General features: G+C 56.3%; 13 protein-coding genes and 3 pseudogenes. 11 read left to right on the top strand and 5 right to left on the bottom strand.

Going from position 1 to position 17,271, the window contains the following annotated elements; genetic code table 11:
- Window positions 1-302 precede the first annotated feature (302 nt).
- The gene (locus NKH04_RS28765; protein ID WP_353045335.1) at window positions 303-1,148 is read left to right on the top strand and encodes an IclR family transcriptional regulator; all 846 of its coding nucleotides are present in this window, start codon (window positions 303-305) and stop codon (window positions 1,146-1,148) included.
- A 252-nt stretch (window positions 1,149-1,400) separates the two neighbouring features.
- Here the strand turns inward: NKH04_RS28765 and NKH04_RS28760 are convergent, their stop codons facing one another.
- The 3 genes from NKH04_RS28760 to NKH04_RS28750 form a co-directional block, all read right to left on the bottom strand.
- Window positions 1,401-2,180, bottom strand: coding sequence for a class I SAM-dependent methyltransferase (locus NKH04_RS28760; RefSeq protein ID WP_353045334.1), 780 nt, complete (start codon window positions 2,178-2,180; stop codon window positions 1,401-1,403).
- Window positions 2,181-2,653: 473 nt separating this feature from the next.
- The gene (locus NKH04_RS28755; protein ID WP_353045333.1) at window positions 2,654-3,385 is read right to left on the bottom strand and encodes an SDR family NAD(P)-dependent oxidoreductase; all 732 of its coding nucleotides are present in this window, start codon (window positions 3,383-3,385) and stop codon (window positions 2,654-2,656) included.
- A 382-nt stretch (window positions 3,386-3,767) separates the two neighbouring features.
- Window positions 3,768-4,412: a histidine phosphatase family protein gene (locus NKH04_RS28750; RefSeq protein WP_353045332.1), complete on the bottom strand. Its 645-nt coding sequence runs from the start codon at window positions 4,410-4,412 to the stop codon at window positions 3,768-3,770.
- Between the two features lie 228 nt (window positions 4,413-4,640).
- On the opposite strand from NKH04_RS28750, the pseudogene NKH04_RS28745 reads away from it, so the two are divergent.
- Window positions 4,641-4,843 (top strand): annotated as a pseudogene (locus tag NKH04_RS28745) (3-deoxy-8-phosphooctulonate synthase); the annotation flags it as partial.
- A gap of 303 nt (window positions 4,844-5,146) precedes the next feature.
- Complete coding sequence (locus NKH04_RS28740) at window positions 5,147-5,827, top strand: methyltransferase domain-containing protein (RefSeq protein ID WP_353045331.1); 681 nt, start codon at window positions 5,147-5,149, stop codon at window positions 5,825-5,827.
- A gap of 1,091 nt (window positions 5,828-6,918) precedes the next feature.
- On the opposite strand, the pseudogene NKH04_RS28725 reads toward NKH04_RS28740, so the two are convergent.
- Window positions 6,919-7,958 (bottom strand): annotated as a pseudogene (locus tag NKH04_RS28725) (IS110 family RNA-guided transposase).
- 599 nt (window positions 7,959-8,557) lie between these two features.
- Here NKH04_RS28725 and NKH04_RS28720 point away from each other — a divergent pair.
- From NKH04_RS28720 to NKH04_RS28700, 5 genes and pseudogenes are all read left to right on the top strand, one after another.
- On the top strand, window positions 8,558-9,202 hold the full coding sequence (locus tag NKH04_RS28720; RefSeq protein WP_353012792.1) for an RraA family protein: 645 nt from the start codon (window positions 8,558-8,560) through the stop codon (window positions 9,200-9,202).
- Between the two features lie 112 nt (window positions 9,203-9,314).
- The gene (locus tag NKH04_RS28715) at window positions 9,315-9,608 is read left to right on the top strand and encodes a UxaA family hydrolase (RefSeq protein WP_353012795.1); all 294 of its coding nucleotides are present in this window, start codon (window positions 9,315-9,317) and stop codon (window positions 9,606-9,608) included.
- Window positions 9,605-10,795 carry a UxaA family hydrolase gene (locus tag NKH04_RS28710; RefSeq protein WP_353045330.1) on the top strand — a complete coding sequence of 397 codons (1,191 nt, stop codon included), beginning with the start codon at window positions 9,605-9,607 and terminating at the stop codon, window positions 10,793-10,795. Before NKH04_RS28715 ends, NKH04_RS28710 begins: the two co-directional genes overlap by 4 nt.
- Before the next feature lie 358 nt (window positions 10,796-11,153).
- Window positions 11,154-11,936, top strand: coding sequence for an IclR family transcriptional regulator (locus NKH04_RS28705; protein WP_353012801.1), 783 nt, complete (start codon window positions 11,154-11,156; stop codon window positions 11,934-11,936).
- 176 nt (window positions 11,937-12,112) lie between these two features.
- Window positions 12,113-13,251, top strand: a pseudogene (locus NKH04_RS28700) (IS701 family transposase).
- Window positions 13,252-13,377: 126 nt separating this feature from the next.
- Here the strand turns inward: NKH04_RS28700 and NKH04_RS28695 are convergent.
- Window positions 13,378-14,144 (bottom strand): IS5 family transposase gene (locus NKH04_RS28695; protein ID WP_353045329.1). Its coding sequence is split into 2 segments (ribosomal slippage): window positions 13,378-13,832 and window positions 13,832-14,144, totalling 768 coding nucleotides; the frame shifts between segments, so codons are not numbered across the junction.
- A gap of 90 nt (window positions 14,145-14,234) precedes the next feature.
- On the opposite strand from NKH04_RS28695, the gene NKH04_RS28690 reads away from it, so the two are divergent.
- From NKH04_RS28690 to NKH04_RS28680, 3 genes are all read left to right on the top strand, one after another.
- Window positions 14,235-14,573, top strand: coding sequence for a hypothetical protein (locus NKH04_RS28690; protein ID WP_353012807.1), 339 nt, complete (start codon window positions 14,235-14,237; stop codon window positions 14,571-14,573).
- 550 nt (window positions 14,574-15,123) lie between these two features.
- Window positions 15,124-16,788: a phytoene desaturase family protein gene (locus tag NKH04_RS28685; RefSeq protein ID WP_353011943.1), complete on the top strand. Its 1,665-nt coding sequence runs from the start codon at window positions 15,124-15,126 to the stop codon at window positions 16,786-16,788.
- Window positions 16,789-16,955: 167 nt separating this feature from the next.
- Window positions 16,956-17,271: alcohol dehydrogenase catalytic domain-containing protein (locus tag NKH04_RS28680; RefSeq protein ID WP_353045328.1), on the top strand; the 316-nt coding region annotated here is incomplete at its 3' end.

Genomic DNA, 17,271 nt, shown 5'->3' with positions numbered 1-17,271 from the left:
TACGACGCCGGCAAGCGCCCTACAGTTGCTGACCATCGCGCAGATTCGCGAGCCCGCCGGCGAGAAGGGCTCTTGCGACGACGTGAAGTTGACCGCTCTCGGCCTCCGCATCGCGGCCGAATGCAACATCGCGGGGGCGGCGGTTGGTCCACCGACGCTACGTTGCAAGACGCTGACAAAGACAATCCGCCCGTCTCAATCGAAGAACTGTCGTTGGCTCACAAGCATGAGGCCGAAATCACCAGCATCGGGGACGAAGACGTGACCATAGACGCAGGCGAAAGCTTTATACTATCGTACAAATGTCCAACATTCTTATAGAACGGTGCTTCGACACAATAGCTCTCTTGGCGACTGAAGCGAAAAGCCTGCGCCTCGAGGATATCGTCGAGCGTCTCGATCTGCCGAAAAGCGCAGTCCGTCGATTTCTATCGGTGCTTTGCCTAATTGGCTGGCTCGAGCAGGATTCCCAAACCGGCTTTTATCGTCTAACGTTGCGACTTGCTGTTCTCGGGCAAAGGCTCCTGTCTGCAACCAAAACCCCTGACATCTGCCAATTTGTCGTGGACCGCCTTGCTCAGGACAGCCAAGAACTCGTGCGTGTGGCTGCCGTCCAAGAGGACGGTCTTGCTTGGATTGCCTACGCGCAAGGGGCGAAGGCTGGCCTCATTTACGAACCGGAGACAACGGCAGAAGTGCCTTTACAAGTCACTGCCGACGGGAAGGCCTGGCTCGCAACTCTTACTACCGGAGCCGCGGTCAAGGCAGTACTGAAAAATGGGTTCGGGCATCCAGACAGCCATGGTCCCAATGCCGTCCGGACCATTGAGGCAATCCTAGGCGAACTCGAAGTCACACGAGAACAAGGCTGGGCCTTGGCAGTGGAAGAAGCCGAACCTGGCGTGGTATCGATAGCTGCGGCAATACGTCCAAATGGCGGATCACCAGTCGGGACGGTGAGTGTCGCTGGCCCAAGCCTTCGGCTGGGCGGCGAAAGAATTTTGGAAATATCGCGGCTGATCTCCATTGCGGCGGACGATCTTGCGGCGTTTTGGCCGGTGCGACATAGCCCATATTATTTGCAATTCAGTCAGGATGATCGCCTTAGGCAGCGGGCAATACCCTCGCTGACAAGGCGATTCATCTGAGCAATCTTCGGGGCGCGCAGCGGTATCGGTTCCTGAACCGATTGTTACAATCGGCGACGCCCGCACTCATCCTTTGGCAGCAAGGACGCACATGCTATGGCGGGAATGACGGAGCAATCGCCCGCATAGAAGAAACCCCGATTCACCTTAGCCAGGCCGCCGAATTGTCTCAACAAGCGGCACCACTCACTCATCGTGCGATATGCCTTCAATCGAGCGCATGCTGCACGAAACGTCTCCATCCGGGTCACTTCATTTCGTGGCTTTTCGGAACACCGACATGTATTGCCGAGATGCATTCTCAAAGGGGCGCCTCTGCCAATCTCCGCAACGCTCGATAAGCTCGAGTCCGCTCACCCTTGCAAGCAAGTCGAGCTCGGTTGGATAGATATAACGCATCTTAAGTGGTATCAGTTTGTTTCCGGAGGCCGTGATCAAAAGGTCCTGAGAAATAAAAAGTTGCTGGTTTCGATCGTGTCTGGCAAAGCGCACCATCACCCGCCGCTCGTCCGTATGCAAAACGGTGGTTCTCTGGTCTCCGTATACGCCTGAATGTGAGAAGTCGGCGGTATAAGGATAGTATAAGTCCAAAACGACTCGACCGTCTGGCCTTAGCGCCTTCACAATTGATTCAAAACAGCTTATTTGCTGTTCGGCCGTTGCCATAAGTGAAAACGTGCTATTTACACAGTATATCAGATCATATTGGATACCAAGATCGAACATTGCCATGTCGCCAAAGTGTGTCGTGACCGAACCTCTTCCCTTCCTCTCGTGAAGGGAGGCAAGCATCCTCTCCGAGTTATCGAGACCGTGAACCGATGCCCCTGTTTCCGCGAGGGGTAGGGCGATATGGCCATTTCCGACACCAAGTTCGAGTGCAGTTCCGTTTTTGACATAGGACTTGAGGAAGCCAACTGCATGCGCGTTCTCGGCAGATTTATTGAGCACTTCCGCATATTCATCATAGACGTCGCTCCATATTTCGCCATACTGTGCATAAAGGTCCTTATCTCGTACTTGATCTTTCATGATGAATTCCTTTCTCGTGGGTTTGTCTTTTCTCTTTAAGTTTTATGATACTGCATCGTCTTGCGAGGCTTGGGCCGGCCCTCACTTTGCAGATGAATGCCGCTGCCGCCTCCCCGCGGTCCACGCTGCATAGGGTTCAAAACGCGTGCCAATTTGTCTGGCCGGTCCGAAAAGATTTGTGTTAATTTCAGCTAGTTAGACCTGGCAAGGCAGGAGACTTGTAAAACGCGTATGTCGCGGACCGGACAAATTTGACAATTAGAGTCCTCTCTGATTGGGGTCGTTGAGGTCAAGCTACTCCCTCTTCTTTTCCGGCCGTTTCGTCTGCGGGTCACGCGCTTCTCGTCGCGGTCGTGGCTGCACGCAAAAGGCCGAGAGGCAGTGGCACTGTGGGGCACGGTTGGTGCTGTCCTCGACCTCCTCACAGTGCGGAAACCAGGTTCAAGGCTACCCAATCGGGCAGGCGCAAAAACTCAATAGCTCGATCTTCCACCCGAAAGGTCGAACACACCTCCTGTGGAAAACGAGCACTCGTCACCTGCGAGCCAAGCGACCATGGCCGCAACTTCGTTCACGGAGCAGAAACGCTTCATTGGGATGCGGTCGAGAATGTATGTGCGGCGCTGGTCCGCAATCAAATCAATCATTCCGCCGTCAACTGCGGTTGGTGTGATACAGTTCACCAAGACCCCGCTTGTGGCGAGTTCCTTGCCAAGTGTCTTGGTCAGAGTGATGACCCCTGCCTTGGAGGCAGCGTATGCACCCGCGAGCTCCGTCCCCTCCTTAGCTTGAACCGAGGCTATGTTAACGATTCGGCCATAGCCAGCTTGAACCATGTCGCTTGCGACGGCCTTACAACAGACAAATGTGCCCGTCAGGTTCACGTCTGTTACGCGACGCCACGTCTCGATCGTGATTTCCAGTACACGCACGAGGGGGCCGAGAAGCCCGGCATTGTTGACCAAGATTTGAACCGGTCCGAAAGCTTCACGAACCGACGCTAGCGCCATTTCGACGTCAGCTGGCACGGTGACGTCGCAATGGATCCGAAGCACCGAATCGTGACTCTGTTCTTCGCTCCCCGCGACATCAAAGACCGCAACGCGCGCGCCTTCTCGAAGGAGTCGGGCTACGATTGCGCTGCCGATCCCTCCGTGTCCACCCGTTACAATCGCTACCCGTCCTTCAAGACTCGCTGTGCTCATGTATATTTTCCTTTCTACCCAAAGTGTAAGCTTTGGGATCGGGGGGGCTGATGAAATCGTTAGTGAGAAATCCGAAGGTATTGCGTAGGCGTGGCAGTTTCACGCGACCGGATTCGGAAGAGAAGAGGGTCCAGATGTGGTGACCGGGCCAGTCCTCTCTCTCGCCCGAGTGAAACTCTCGTGGCAGAGCGCGATTCTCCTAAGCTATCAGCTCTTACCCTTCGGGCGGCATCAGTGAGATAGCGCGAAAGATCAACTGCCAGGCCATGTATGTCGATAAGTCGTGACTTTGGCTGGGTGCCCGGGCCATACGCAGAGAGAAGCAGCACCTACTGCCGGTCGGCTCTTGTCGCGCGAGGTCACCTTAGCGCCTCATTTTTGGTCAAGCCGCTGGAACCAGGACGCCCGGACGCTCATTCCAGGTAACCGGTCGGAGGAAATCATCCCCCATTTCCAATTCACAGATGTTGCCAGTGTCGACTCGGGCCAAATGCGCTACCGGAAAATCCCCAAATTTTCCCATAAGGTGCCGTCCTATACACTTGAGCGGCCCATGATCGGTGACCACGAGGATGGTTTCGGTGGATCCGTAAGAGCCCTTGAGATCCATAAGAAAGCTGTCGATCGCGTCGAAATAAACATTCTGATCCGTATTCCAGTTCGATGTTGGCCATATACTACGCCGATACCAATCGAAGAAAGCACGCGCGCCAAAACGGCGGACCACTTCAACGTTCGAGAGGCCTTCCCAGTCACCATAGTCTATCTCGCTAAGCCTCCAATCGGGGATGGGAAGCCGCCTTGCACCAGAGGTGGCCAAAGCGATCTCTGCATAGGCGCTTGTTCGCCGCAAAGGACTACAAAATGCAGCGGATGGTATGCGCCTTGCACTCCGAAGCGCGGTCCCGAGTCGCCGTGCCTGACGTTTCCCTTCCAAGACGAGAGGAGGATCGGCTTGGCCAGCTAACCATATCGCTTTCGCGCCGGGCGAAAACGTATTTCCGTGTCTGGAGCAGATGATCTTCATATTTAAGTGCTTCCGTTGACATGGCTTCATATTCGTCGTCTTGCCTCATATTGCACGTGAAATATCCGTTAATATTTGATTACAAATTTGTGAAGAATGAAGTGCGCTGGTTACGAAAGCGGTTCTCCCCTTGCTAATGCTTCTCTACCAAGAGCTTCAAATCACTGAAAAAATGAAACACGCTTCCTATGAGTATTGGCCATCTGTCAGATCATGGCCTGCCGTCGGAAGTTAACCATGAATGGCAATCCTAACGTGCCTCTGTGCGAGCGCAGCGGTCCTTGGATTACAACACGCTCGTCTCGGATATGCGGTCGCTGCCGATCGGCCAGAGGGAATTTGTCGAGAGCGTAGCGCGAGCAGCCATCTCCGCCGGTGTTCTGGGCGTGTTTATCGAGACGCATCAGGATCTTCCTAGCGCACCTCCTGAATCCCTTAAATCGCGACACGCTTTGGAACGAAGGCGGCGTCCTCAGCGACTGGAATTGGGCTCTCCTACCTGATCGTACAGCGGACTTCAGCTTCGGTGGGAAAAAGACGCCTTTTGACTTTTATGACTCAACTGCAAAGGGAGGTGGGAGCTGCTCTTCACTATGGAGTCAACATAATATGATGTTAAATCTGGCGCCATTTGTTTACACATATGTAATATAAATTATAAGAAAACTTAACGAGACAGATAGTGCGAGGCGGTTATATTGTGCTCGGGCTGTTTGCCAAGAGGAGATATATCGTTGGATGAGGATAGGATCGGATACATCAGGAAGCTAATGGCAGAAAGTCAATTGTCCGATTTTCCTAAGTATGTGCACTGTCTTGGGCTCGATCTTGAGGTTCATAAGGATGTCTTTTGGAGTGATACGGCCCGGTGGGTCACAGAACACTTGCCGCCGATGACCGGGAAGACCGTACTTGAGATCGGATGCGGGTCTGGTCTAATTGCTTTGTTTTTGGCAAAGAATGGTGCTTCGCATGTACTTGCCACTGACATAACGACAAACTCAGTCGAAAATACACTGTCTAACGCTCGCCGGAATGACATTCCAAATGTCACCTGCATTAAAAGCGATATATTCTTGTCTATTGATCAAGATGCAAAATTCGACTACATCATCTGGCATATGCCCTCTACCTATGTCCCGGACGACTTTGAAATTGCGAGTATGATTGAACATAGCAGCTTTGACCCAGGCGGATCCTTACTTGACAGATTCCTGCGCGAGTCGCCACGTCATTTGGCGCCGAACGGCGCGATAATGCTAGGGTACAACGTGTCTCGTAATAACTCGGTTATAACCGACAAGTTGGAACGCTACAGTCTTTCACATCGACGAATAGCCGACAAAAAATTTACAATAGATTCCATGATAAACCTCCACTTATATGAGCTTAAACCAATCGTGGGCGGACCATAGAGTAGCACTAGCGGCGGCTATGACGGTCACCCCTCTTTGGTAGCCCCGCACAGGGATCGTAACTGTTTGGTGGAGGGCCATGGAATGGCGGACGGATTTAGCCTCGCATAGCGCCATATGCTAATCTGATCCATCAAGAAGCCGATGCGGCCTCACGTTGGCTTGTGACCTTGCCCTTTGGATCCCTTCAGGCACCGACTAGCCGCGTTGAAGAACTCCTCGGGCGTGCCCTTGCGCGATGCGACGCGCTTTGCGGCCGGCGCCCGCTTGCGGACAAGCTCCGCAATGATCCGGGGATCAGATGCGCACTTCCCGCGCCAGATCCGTTCGCCTTCACGGCGGATCGACACTGCCGTCTCGTCCAGGGCGCGTCGCTCCCGCGATTACCCCATGCGCATGTTTTCCGGGCCCCGCGCACCTATGAGCGCGGTGTTTGGCAACAACGCAGCGAGCAAGGAGACCACCATGCATGTAGCGACAATCCGTTTGGACTTGGTCAAGAACGTCTTTCAGGTCCATGGCATTGATGGCGAAGGGCGCGTTGTGGTGCGACGACGCTTACGACGCATGGAAATGCTCCCTTTCTTTGGGGCGCTCAGCCGTGATGACAAACCGGTCGGGGCCGGAATAGCCCGCTAGGGGTTGTGAGCAATTGCTCGATGTTCTGATTGGGATCCGACCCGCAAACTTCATCAGGGCCCGCAGCCATAAGAGCTGCTTAAACGAGGCCGTCGTCATCAACCCCTTGCAATGGGGAGAACATCCACACACGCCCGTTGGAGAACAGGCCGCTGTTCAGCTCGCAGCCGATGTCTACGGCTTCATCAACAGCCACTTCTGTAACGGGCCTCGATAGGTCAATCCCTTTTTGCGTCGTCCAGTCGCCGGGGTCTTGCTTCTGTACGGGGTCGGTGCGCGACCGCCACCTGATGGAGTTTGAAGATGATAAGGCCGACCAAATCTAGTGACGCGTGATCGCGATGCCACGCAGGCTGTTGCGGTCTGACCTGATCCATCGTCCCGGCAACGGGACCTCGCTTCGGGAGGGCCTGGTGTCGTGACCCGCCCGAATACGGTTGTTCTCCCCTTTCTCAGGCGGCTGCCGTCATTGTCCTGGCCGCCGCGTGGAAGACAGTTCCATCGGCGAGCATGCGGTGCAGGATCACCGCAAGCTTGCGCGCCAGCGCCACCTTGGCCTTCTTCATCCCGGCCCGCCGGGCGATCCGCATCGCCCAGCTTTTCAGCTCCGTGCAGCCCTTGAGCGGCTTCACCAGCATGATGTGGGCGGCCCCATAGAGCGCCGTGCGCACTGCGGCATCCCCGATCTTGCTGATGCCGCCGCTATAGTCGGTCTCGCCGGATTGATACCTCTTCGGCGTCAGGCCGAAATGCGCGCCCGCCCGCTTCGACGAACGAAAGCGCCCGGGGTCGTCGATCGCAGCGGCATAAGTGAGCGCCACGATCGGACCGCCTCCCGGCGTCGACATCAACCGCCTGGCCCTGGCATCAAGGCGCACCAGCGCGCGAACCTTTTTCTCGAGAGCCTGGAACTCGCGCAGTAGCACGGCGTGCACAGAAAGCAGCACCGTGGCCACCGTCTTCAGGTTCGGATGGCTAGCCACCAGGTCACGGATGCGGCAAGCAAAGTCGCGCGGTGTTGTCTTGCCGACCTTGAGCCCGAAGCCGCGCAAAATGCCACGCACGCTGTTCTCTACATCCCTCAGCTTCGATTGAATGAGCTTGCGCGCCGTCAGGACCGCCCGCACCTCTTGCGCGGCCAGCAACTTGCAATGCACCGGCCGGAACCAGCCAAGCCGCATCAGCTGCGCGATCCCGCGAGCGTCATTGCGGTCCGACTTCACCGGATGGCCTTGAAGGCGTCGCGCACATGTCGCGTCTCCAGCAGCTCGACCGCCAGTCCCGCCTGCCGCATCGCCGCAAAGAGCCATTGCGACAGCGGCCCGGCTTCTAGCCCGATCCGCGCCAGAGGAAGGCCGAGCGAGGCAAACCAGGCAATCAATGCCTCCGGCTCGCTCGCCACCCTGGTTTCGCGAACGATCTTGCCGCTTGCATCGACAACGCACACGCTCGAGTATTCCAATGACACGTCGATCCCTGCATAGTGCTCCATGGTCGTGTCTCCTTGATGCTTGGAGCGGGCCTGTCCCGACTCCGTTAACACCATCAGTGTGAGGGACGACCACCTCATCGCCAAGCAAGCCGCGAGCGGAGCGCGCCACTCAAGCGCCGTAGCGAAGTGAGCGGCCCGCTTGGCGGCCCGTTACCCCATCTTGTTCGACCTGGTTGCCTCTGAGGCCGACCGACTGAGCGCGGTGGAGATCCGGCTTCGGGCCATCACGGGGCACCAGCAGCAGTGATGCACCCTCGCCGATGTTGCTCGGGCGATTGCGGCTGTTCCGGGCAAAGCCGCGGCAGCATTATCCCATGCCAGCTTCGATCCGCAGAATGCATCGTAGCCTTGACGCGAAATTGGGACAGTGCTATTGGAATTTTGGTTCAGATTGAACGATGTTCCAATAGTGAATGAATGTGGTGGCAGATAGCCGCCCTGATGCTGGCGTCAGTCGCCGGTATTGGCGGTTATCTTCTCTGCCTTACGGATCTGCCTTACGGAAGCCGCTCATTACTATGATTGTCTCCTGCCCTCGTCCTCCCGCTTGTGTTCGGGCGGCCGAAAATCGTCTTGGTTCACAAACTAAGGATTTTGCCGTGACAGATATCACCGGTCGCCTAGGGCGCTGCTACACCGGCGTCGTGCACGACGTCATGCGCGCCATGGGCTTTCGCGATTTCACGTTTCCTACCGAGCTCAGGCCGCTTGATCCAGCCGGCGTCATTTGCGGTCCAGCCTTTACCGTCGAAGGCGAAGCAAGCCCTACCGATGCGCACGAGACCCTGCTCGCCTGGACCGGCCTGCTCTCTAAGGCCCCGGCGGGCTCCATCTGGGTATCGCAGCCGAACGACAGGATCGTCGCGCATATGGGCGAACTCTCCGCAGAGACACTGAAGAACAAGGGAGTCCTCGGTTGCGTGGCCGACGGGTTCATTCGTGACACCAACTTTCTGCTCGAGATAGGCTTTCCGTCCTGGTCTCGGGGCTACACGCCGCGAGACATTGTAGGCCACTGGCTGCCCAAGTCTGTGAACATTGAAATCCAGATCGGCGACGTGAGGGTGGCGCCAGGCGACTACGTGCTTGGCGACCGCGACGGCCTCCTACGCATCCCCAAGGCGTCGGTCGGCGAAGTCCTCGAAAAGGCCGAGACGGCGATCGCCACCGAAAATCTTGTGCGCAAGGCGATCCTAGCCGGTGTCGACCCGCAGGAAGCTTATCTGCAGCACGGTAAATTTTGAGACGGCAGGACTATGAAAGTGTTCAAGATGGCGACCGCTGTTCAGTTACACGGAAAAGAGCCTGCGCAGAACCAAGCTCAAGTCCACGTAAGCAAGTTCGCGGTGGTCCGGCATGCGTGACGATCCGAAGCTGCTGATCCTAAATATGGCTGACAACGTCGCCACCGTGCGCACGCGGCTTAGGGCCGGCGACGTCGTCGCTCTGTCAGGCGTTCGAGTGGAGGTTTCAGCCGACATCCCTGTCGGCCACAAGGTGGCGCGAGCCGCGATCGCGGCGGGCGAGAAAATCGTAAAACTTGGCGCGCCGATCGGCTACGCAACCGAGGCGATCGCGCTCGGGGCTCATGTCCACACGCACAATATCGCTAGCGCGTATATCCCCACCTATACGAAGGACACACTATGAAAGGCTATTTGCGTAACGACGGCCGCAAGGGCATCCGCAACGTGCTCGTTGTCGTCTATACGGTCGAATGCGCGCACCATGTGGCGCGCGAAATCGCGCAGTCCTTCGAGGGACGCGACATACAGGTCATCGGCTTCCCCGGCTGTTACCCGAATGACTATGCGCGACTGATGCTCGAGCGGCTCTGTACGCACCCGAACGTCGGTGCCGCGCTTCTGATTTCGCTTGGCTGCGAGTGCATGGATAAGAATCGCCTTGCCGCTACGATCCGCCAGTCGGGCCGCCCAACGGAAGTGCTCACCATTCAAGCAGTCGGTGGCACACGTACTACGATCGAGCAGGGCCGTGCCTGGGTGCAGAGCACCCGCTCCCTTCTTAACGCGCAGAGCCCTGTCGATATGGCGGTGAGCGAGCTCGTCGTCGGTACGATCTGCGGCGGCTCGGATGGGACGAGCGGAATTACCGGCAATCCGGCGGCGGGTCGCGCATTCGATCTGCTGATCGGCGACGGCGCCGCCTGCATCTTCGAGGAAACGGGCGAATTGATCGGCTGCGAGCACATCATGGCCGCTCGCGCAAATACCGCTGAACTGGGACAATCGCTGATAGACAGCGTGGCCAAGGCGGCGCGCTACTATGCGACGCTCGGCTACGGCTCGTTCGCCGTCGGCAACGCCACAGGTGGTTTGAGTACCATCGAGGAAAAGTCGCTGGGCGCTTACGCCAAGTCCGGCGCTTCACCGGTTTCCGGCATGCTAAAGCCTGGCACCCTCCCCCCGCGAGGAGGGCTCTATCTGCTCGACGTTGTGCCAGACGGCGAGGTCCGCTTTGGCTTCCCCAACATCAACGACAATGCGGAAATCGCAGAACTGATGGCTTGCGGTGCGCATGTCAATTTGTTTGTCACTGGACGTGGATCCGTCGTCGGCTCTGCCATTTCGCCTGTCATAAAAATATGCGCCAATCCGGAGACCTACGACCGAATGGCAGATGACATGGACGTTAACGCCGGTAGAATCCTGCGTAGTGAGGCCTCTATCGACGAGGTGGCCCATGAGATTCGCGACTTGGTGGTTTCGCTTGGCGAAGGCGGTCGCACGCGGTCCGAGGAGCTCGGCCACCAGGAGTTTATATTAACCTACAAAAGTTTCGAGCCGCTTGGGCCGGCGTGCCTACCGGGTGGATAAACTCAGTCGTTGTCTGAGAGATCGTGGTATCGCTGGCGGGCGACGCATTATTGGCTTCCCGCAGCCGTAGGATCAGGCGAGAGCAAAAAGGTGGTGGCGAGCGCTCGAAGACAGATTGCATCGATCGGGCCTCGCGCCGGCCCACCGGCTTGATGCTCCTTTCCAGTGCGACCGGAGAGTTCGCTGCGTTTTACCCGCCGAGGCGGTCCAAAATCATGCGCTTGCATCCAAAGCTACTGATTCAAAACGTCCGTAGCCGTAGGGCTACGCTTTGCGCAGACTTCTGGAATACGCTTGACCGATCCACTTCTGCGGCTGATAGAATGTCATTATTTTTGGAACGATCCGTAGGAGGTGAATGGTGCGAGTGGTGAATTCCCTTGTGGAGCGTTGCTTTGCCGTAATTGAGCTACTAGCGAATGAGGCGGCAGCGATGCGTCTCGGTGAAATTGCTGAGAAGCTCGATCTTCAAAAGAGCGCAGCCCATCGAATGCTCAACATTTTGAGCGAAACCGGTTGGGTGGAGCAGGAGCCTGTCACTGGTTTTTATAAACTCACGCTCAGGCTTGCCATTTTTGGTCAACGGTTTCTAAGCGCGACCCACCTGACTGATGTCTGCCAGCCCGCGTTGGAGCAATTGGCGGCAGAAAGCTCGGAGCTTGTTCGAATGGCTGTCGTGCAGGGCGAAACCCTCACCTGGATTGCACAGGTTCAAGGCGCTCGAAATGGCTTGAAATATCAGCCTGAATTGGTAGCAAAAGTGCGCTTGGCGAACACAGCCAACGGCAAGGCTTATTTGTCGACGCTCGACCAGACAGATGCAATTCGCATCGCCATTCATGACAGCGCTGATGGACGGGAGCGATCTAACGTCCGCGTGGAAGAATTTATGGAGGAATTGAAACGAGCTCGCAACCGAGGCTGGGCGATTTCGAATGAAGAGGCTGAGCCGGGCGTTGTTGCGATTGCTGCACCGATTACATTGGGTGGCGTTCAGACGGTTGGCACGGTCAGCGTTGCAGGTCCGCGGTCGCGCCTGACCACGGAGCGGCAGGAAGAAATAGCATCATCGGTCGTTTCTACGGCTGCCAAGCTTGGGGAGTTATGGCCCCTGAGGCAACGACAAAATGCCGACAAGTGAATTGCTCATAGGATAAATTAGCTTAGCACTACTTTGGCAGATTAATCCTCGGTTAACGATGATCGGCCATCTTTGGCGCTCCAACAGGGGTGCGAAGGATGGCAGAGCAGGATGTTGCCCTGACGGAATGGCTGAAGCCGTTCGTTGAGAAGCTTGGCCACAAGAAGCGGCGGCAGATGTGCCCGGTTTATATTTCTGGTCTCATCGGGCCGGGCGATCGCAAGAGTATCGAGCCGATGGCGGAACGCCTTGCGCCTGATCGCTACGACCGCCTGCATCATTTCATCTCGGGTGGCATTTGGGACGCCGGTCCGCTTGAGGCGGAATTGGCGGTGCAGGCTGACAGAATAGTCGGGGCTTCGGATGCTTTTCTGGTGATCGATGATACAGCTCTTCCGAAGAAGGGCGACCATTCTGTTGGGGTCGCACCACAATATGCATCGATGCTGGGCAAGCGCGCCAACTGCCAGACGCTGGTGTCATTGACGCTGGCACGCGACGAAGTCCCTGTCCCGGTGCGTTTGCGGCAGTTCCTGCCCGAGAGTTGGACCAGCGATCAGGACAGAATGGCAAAGCGGGCGTTCCCGAGCTATCGCGCGTATCCCGCACCAAGCCCGAGATCGCGCTCGGCGAGATCGATCGGCTGATTGCGGCAGGTGTCCGGTTTGGTACTGTGCTCGCGGATGCAGGTTTTGGTCTATCCGCTGCATTTCGCCAGGGTTTGAGTGCGCGGGGTCTCACCTGGGCTGTCGGCATTCCCAAGCATCAGAAGGTTTATCCCCATGATGTCGCATTGATCTTTCCTTTCGCCGGCCATGGACGGCCACGTAAGCATTCCATCCCCGATACGCTATCGACAGCAGCCGAAACGATCCTCGCGGCCTCGACGTGGAGGAAACTCAGCTGGCGGCGTGGCACCAAAGGCCGGTTGACCGCGCGCTTTGCTGCCCTGCGCATTCGAATTGCTGATGGCAGTCCGCAGCGTATTCTCGACAAGGGACAACAGCATATGCCAGGCGAGGAAGCCTGGTTGGTTGGCGAGTGGCGCTCAAACGATGAACGCAAGTACTACCTGTCCAATCTTCCAGCCGAGGCGACATTAAAGCAGCTGGCGGCGGCCATCAAAGCCCGATGGGTCTGCGAGCAGGCCCATCAGCAGATGAAGGAAGAGCTCGGTCTCGATCACTTCGAAGGCCGATCGTGGCAAGGCCTCCACCGACATGCACTGATGACAATGATCGCTTATGCCTTCCTGCAACATCAGCGCCTACATGAGGCAAAGCGGGAAAAAAAGGACGAGACGCGGCCCGCCTAAACCGACACTGCCAGCCATCCGACGCGCCGTCATAGCAGCACTCTCAAACCACCATCCGACACAACGATGTCCACACTGCCGTATCCGGTTCCGAATGACCCCAAAATCAATTCTGCCAAAGTAGTGTTAGGGCGTAGACTCATTACCGCGTAGCCAGATGCGGATTGAGACGAGTTTGAGGGCGGCGAGATAGTTTTCTGCCAGCTTGTCGTAGCGGGTAGCAATACGGCGGAATTGCTTGGCCTTATTGAAGAAGCGCTCGACGAGGTTGCGCGCCTTGTAGAGGAAGGGGCTGAAGCAGATCGGCCCCTTGCGGTTGGCCTTGGGCGGGATGTTGGCCCATGCCTTTCGCTCGGTGACCGCATTGCGCAAGGCGTTGGCATCATAGCCCTTATCGGCGAGCAACATGGCGCCTTCGGGTAAATCCGAGATCAAGTCGGCAGCGGACGCGATGTCACTCTTCTGTCCTGCGGTGAGCATCAGCTTGATTGGCCTGCCTTTGGCGTCGACAAGAGCATGGATTTTGGTTGTCAGCCCGCCTCGGGATCGACCGAGACAATGATCTCGATCCCCCTTTTTGCCGTCGCACCCTGCTGATGGACGCGAACAATGGAGGTATCAATCATCTGCACCTTGCCGTCATGGGCGTTGGTGATGGCATCCATGAGGCGGTTCCACACACCTGCTTTCCGCCATCGGACGAAGCGATTGTAGCAGGTGGTGCGTGGGCCGTATCGCTCTGGCAGATCGCGCCATGGCGCACCCGATCGCAACACCCAGAAGATGCCGTTCAGCACTCGGCGGTCGTCTACGCGCGGCACTCCTCGCGGCTTGTTGGGCAACAGCGGCTCGATCACGCGCCATTCTAAGTCGGCCAGGTCATATCGGCTCATGCGGAGCCTGAATCAGATTCGGCCGCAATATAAAAGTCCCGGTCGGAAAACGACCCATTGCGGACCTACGCCTAAGAAGGATATGCTGGCGTGGCGCGCGCAGGCATCCCGCTTCATCATCGCGCATGTTCCATGAAATCAAAGAATAGATTCGACTCGCTCATGCACGCGGTCTGTGCCGGTCATGGCTATTGTGGAGGAATGCACGGCGACAAGTTCATGCATGTCACCGATTTTATTCCTCGATCCGGTGATGTTACAGCGGATCAATTCGTGGAATGGGTTTTTCTGGCTGAATATGAGAATGAGAGTGAGCGAATGCCTCCCAGATGGGACCGGCATCGCCAAAGGATACGAGACTATTTTGTTGAGCATATGGGATCAGACGTCGTCGATGCCAGCCAACTAAAATGGGGCGTGAAGGGCTAAGCCAAACCCTTTACTCTGCTTCCCACCCATCTCAGTCATACCGCATTTATGAGTTCACGACCTCACGACCTAGCCTAGCTGAGCTGGATCGAGATTTACGGCAACTCCCATGCCAAGTGTGTCCTTTTTGCTTCCTGCGGGCATCGCCTTCGGTCCCGGACCGACGATATCTGCGCAAGAGGCTTATGAACGGCCAGGTCGGACGCCGGCGGCTGCGTTCTGTACATCGCTATATCGCTCGCCACCGATTGATTGGTGCGATTTCTACATCAAGGCGCCCCCGTGCCAACGAGGTCATACTCAGGCCGAGCCGAGAGGTGCGGCACACACGTGATTAGTCGGATCCCACCATAACGCACATCACCTACAGGCGATCCACTCTAGGGGCGTAACGCAAAAAGCCCGAGACGTAATTGACACGCTATCCTAATTGGAATAACGTTCTACATAAGACGTGCAGAGGCCAACTGCTATCAGCGGGCATCCTCTGATGCGCCACTAATCCAGAGCCATCCATTCCACCTACCGTGACCCAGGGGTAACCTACCGCATGATTGCTTCAGCATCCGGTTCCGTAGAAGGCAAGTATTCGAAGTCCAGCCATTATGATGCAATTATTATTGGGGGTGGGCACAACGGGCTGGTTTGCGGGGGTTATCTCGCTCGCGCTGGCCTAAAGACCTTGGTGCTGGAGCGACGAGACATTGTAGGTGGCGCAGCCGTTACCGAGGAAATTGTTCCTGGATTTAAATTCTCTGTCTTTTCATATGGGCTCGGGCATCTGCATCCAAAGGTAAATAGGGAGCTCGAGCTCGAGAAGTTTGGACTGAGGGCCGTCAAGCACAATGACCTATTTGTGCCGATTTCTAACAAAGAGTTTTATATATATAGCAGCGACCTAGCAACGGCCCAACGACATATCGCACGCTTCTCGCAAAAAGACGCGATTAAGTATTCAGACTTTCTTGCGTACCTAGCCGATCTAGGCCCAATATTTCATAAACTTCTTCTTGAGACCCCGATAGATCCGTCTAAACGTGACTGGAAGTCTTTTAAGGAGAATTTCTCGTTCCTTTGGCGCTACAGAAAGATTGGCGATCGCATTTATAAGATCGCGGACCTGTTCACACAAAGTGCCGACGAATTTTTGTCGCAGTGGTTTGAAAGCCCAGTTATTCGAGGGCACTTCTCTTATTGGGCTGGTGTGGGCAATATGATGGGTCCCAAGTCACCAGGCTCGGCGTGGGCTACCCTGTATTACCTATTCACCATGGCAGACGGCGGAAAAGAAAATGTTCCGTCGCCAGCCGGTCACGCCGTAGGTGGAATGGGCGCCGTATCCCAAGCGCTGGCCGCCTCCGGCAAACAGTTCGGCCTTGAGATCCGGCTGAACAGCGAGGTGACGAAGGTTGAAACTCGTAATGGACGAGTAACAGGTGTCGTCACTCTCGAAGGCTCCGAATATTTCGCGCCCATCGTGATCAGCAACGCTCATGCCAAGATTTTGTTTGACGATCTCGTGGATGAGCGCGAACTTCCTACAGGATTCATTGATCAAATCCGGCGGTTCAAGACTTTTTCGACGGCATGGAAGATCAATGTTGCATGCGACACGGCGCCAAAGTTCGCCTCATTCGATCGCGAGCGTAGCGGTATCGATGCGGTCACGTTCGCTCACATCGGCCCTGATATCGACTACCTGGAGCGAGCCTACGATGACGCCAAGTATGGTTGGTATTCAGAAAAGCCTTGGATGTCCGTTGGCGTGCCTTCACTCATTGATGACACGATGGCGCCGGCCGGGAAACATGTTGTCCATCTTTATGGTGGGCATGCTCCTTATGAGTTGAAGGGGGCCAGTTGGGAGACTGAACGAGCGGGCTTCGTCAAAAGTGTCATGAACGTCCTTGACGATTTTGCTCCAGGTTTTTCGAGCAGCGTCATTGATATGCAGGTCTTGCTTCCTCCGGACATTGAACGAATCCTGAATATACCTCATGGACACATCCTTCATGGCGAGATGTCAGCGGATCAGCAGTTCTTTAAAAGGCCAGTTCCACACTACTCCGACTATCGTTCTCCAATCCACGGGCTCTATCAGTGCGGCTCCTCTTGTCATCCGGGCGGCTGTGTAAGCGGTATACCCGGGCACAACGCCGCACGGGAAATCCTCCTGGACGTCTCGAAAGGCAAGCGGCTTTGGGCTCGAAAGTAGCGGCGATGCGCGCTCGCTCGAAGAAAATCTAGCTAGCGCAAACGTCCGCCTACCCTGTTCAGTTCGTGATTGCGGACGATCTCCGAAGAGAACGGTCAGGCCCGCGATCCAGATTCTGCGGCGAGTAGAATTTGCCTGCGATTAAAATGCATTTGGGAGAAACCCTCATGAAAACGCGCGCCGCTGTCGCCGTTGCCGCCGGAAAGCCGCTGGAGATCATGGAGGTCGACCTCGACGGTCCGCGCGAGGGCGAGGTGCTGGTCGAGATCAAGGCAACAGGCATCTGCCATACCGACGAATTCACGCTGTCGGGCGCCGATCCCGAAGGCCTGTTTCCGGCCATTCTCGGCCACGAGGGCGCCGGCATCGTCGTCGATGTCGGCAAGGGCGTCGCTAGCGTCAGGAAGGGCGACCATGTCATCCCGCTCTATACGCCGGAATGCCGGCAGTGCCCGTCCTGCCTGTCGCGCAAGACCAATCTGT

Source organism: Mesorhizobium sp. M1365 (assembly GCF_040317865.1).
In the GTDB taxonomy this organism is placed as follows: domain Bacteria; phylum Pseudomonadota; class Alphaproteobacteria; order Rhizobiales; family Rhizobiaceae; genus Mesorhizobium.
This window is presented reverse-complemented; position numbering and strand designations above follow the sequence as displayed.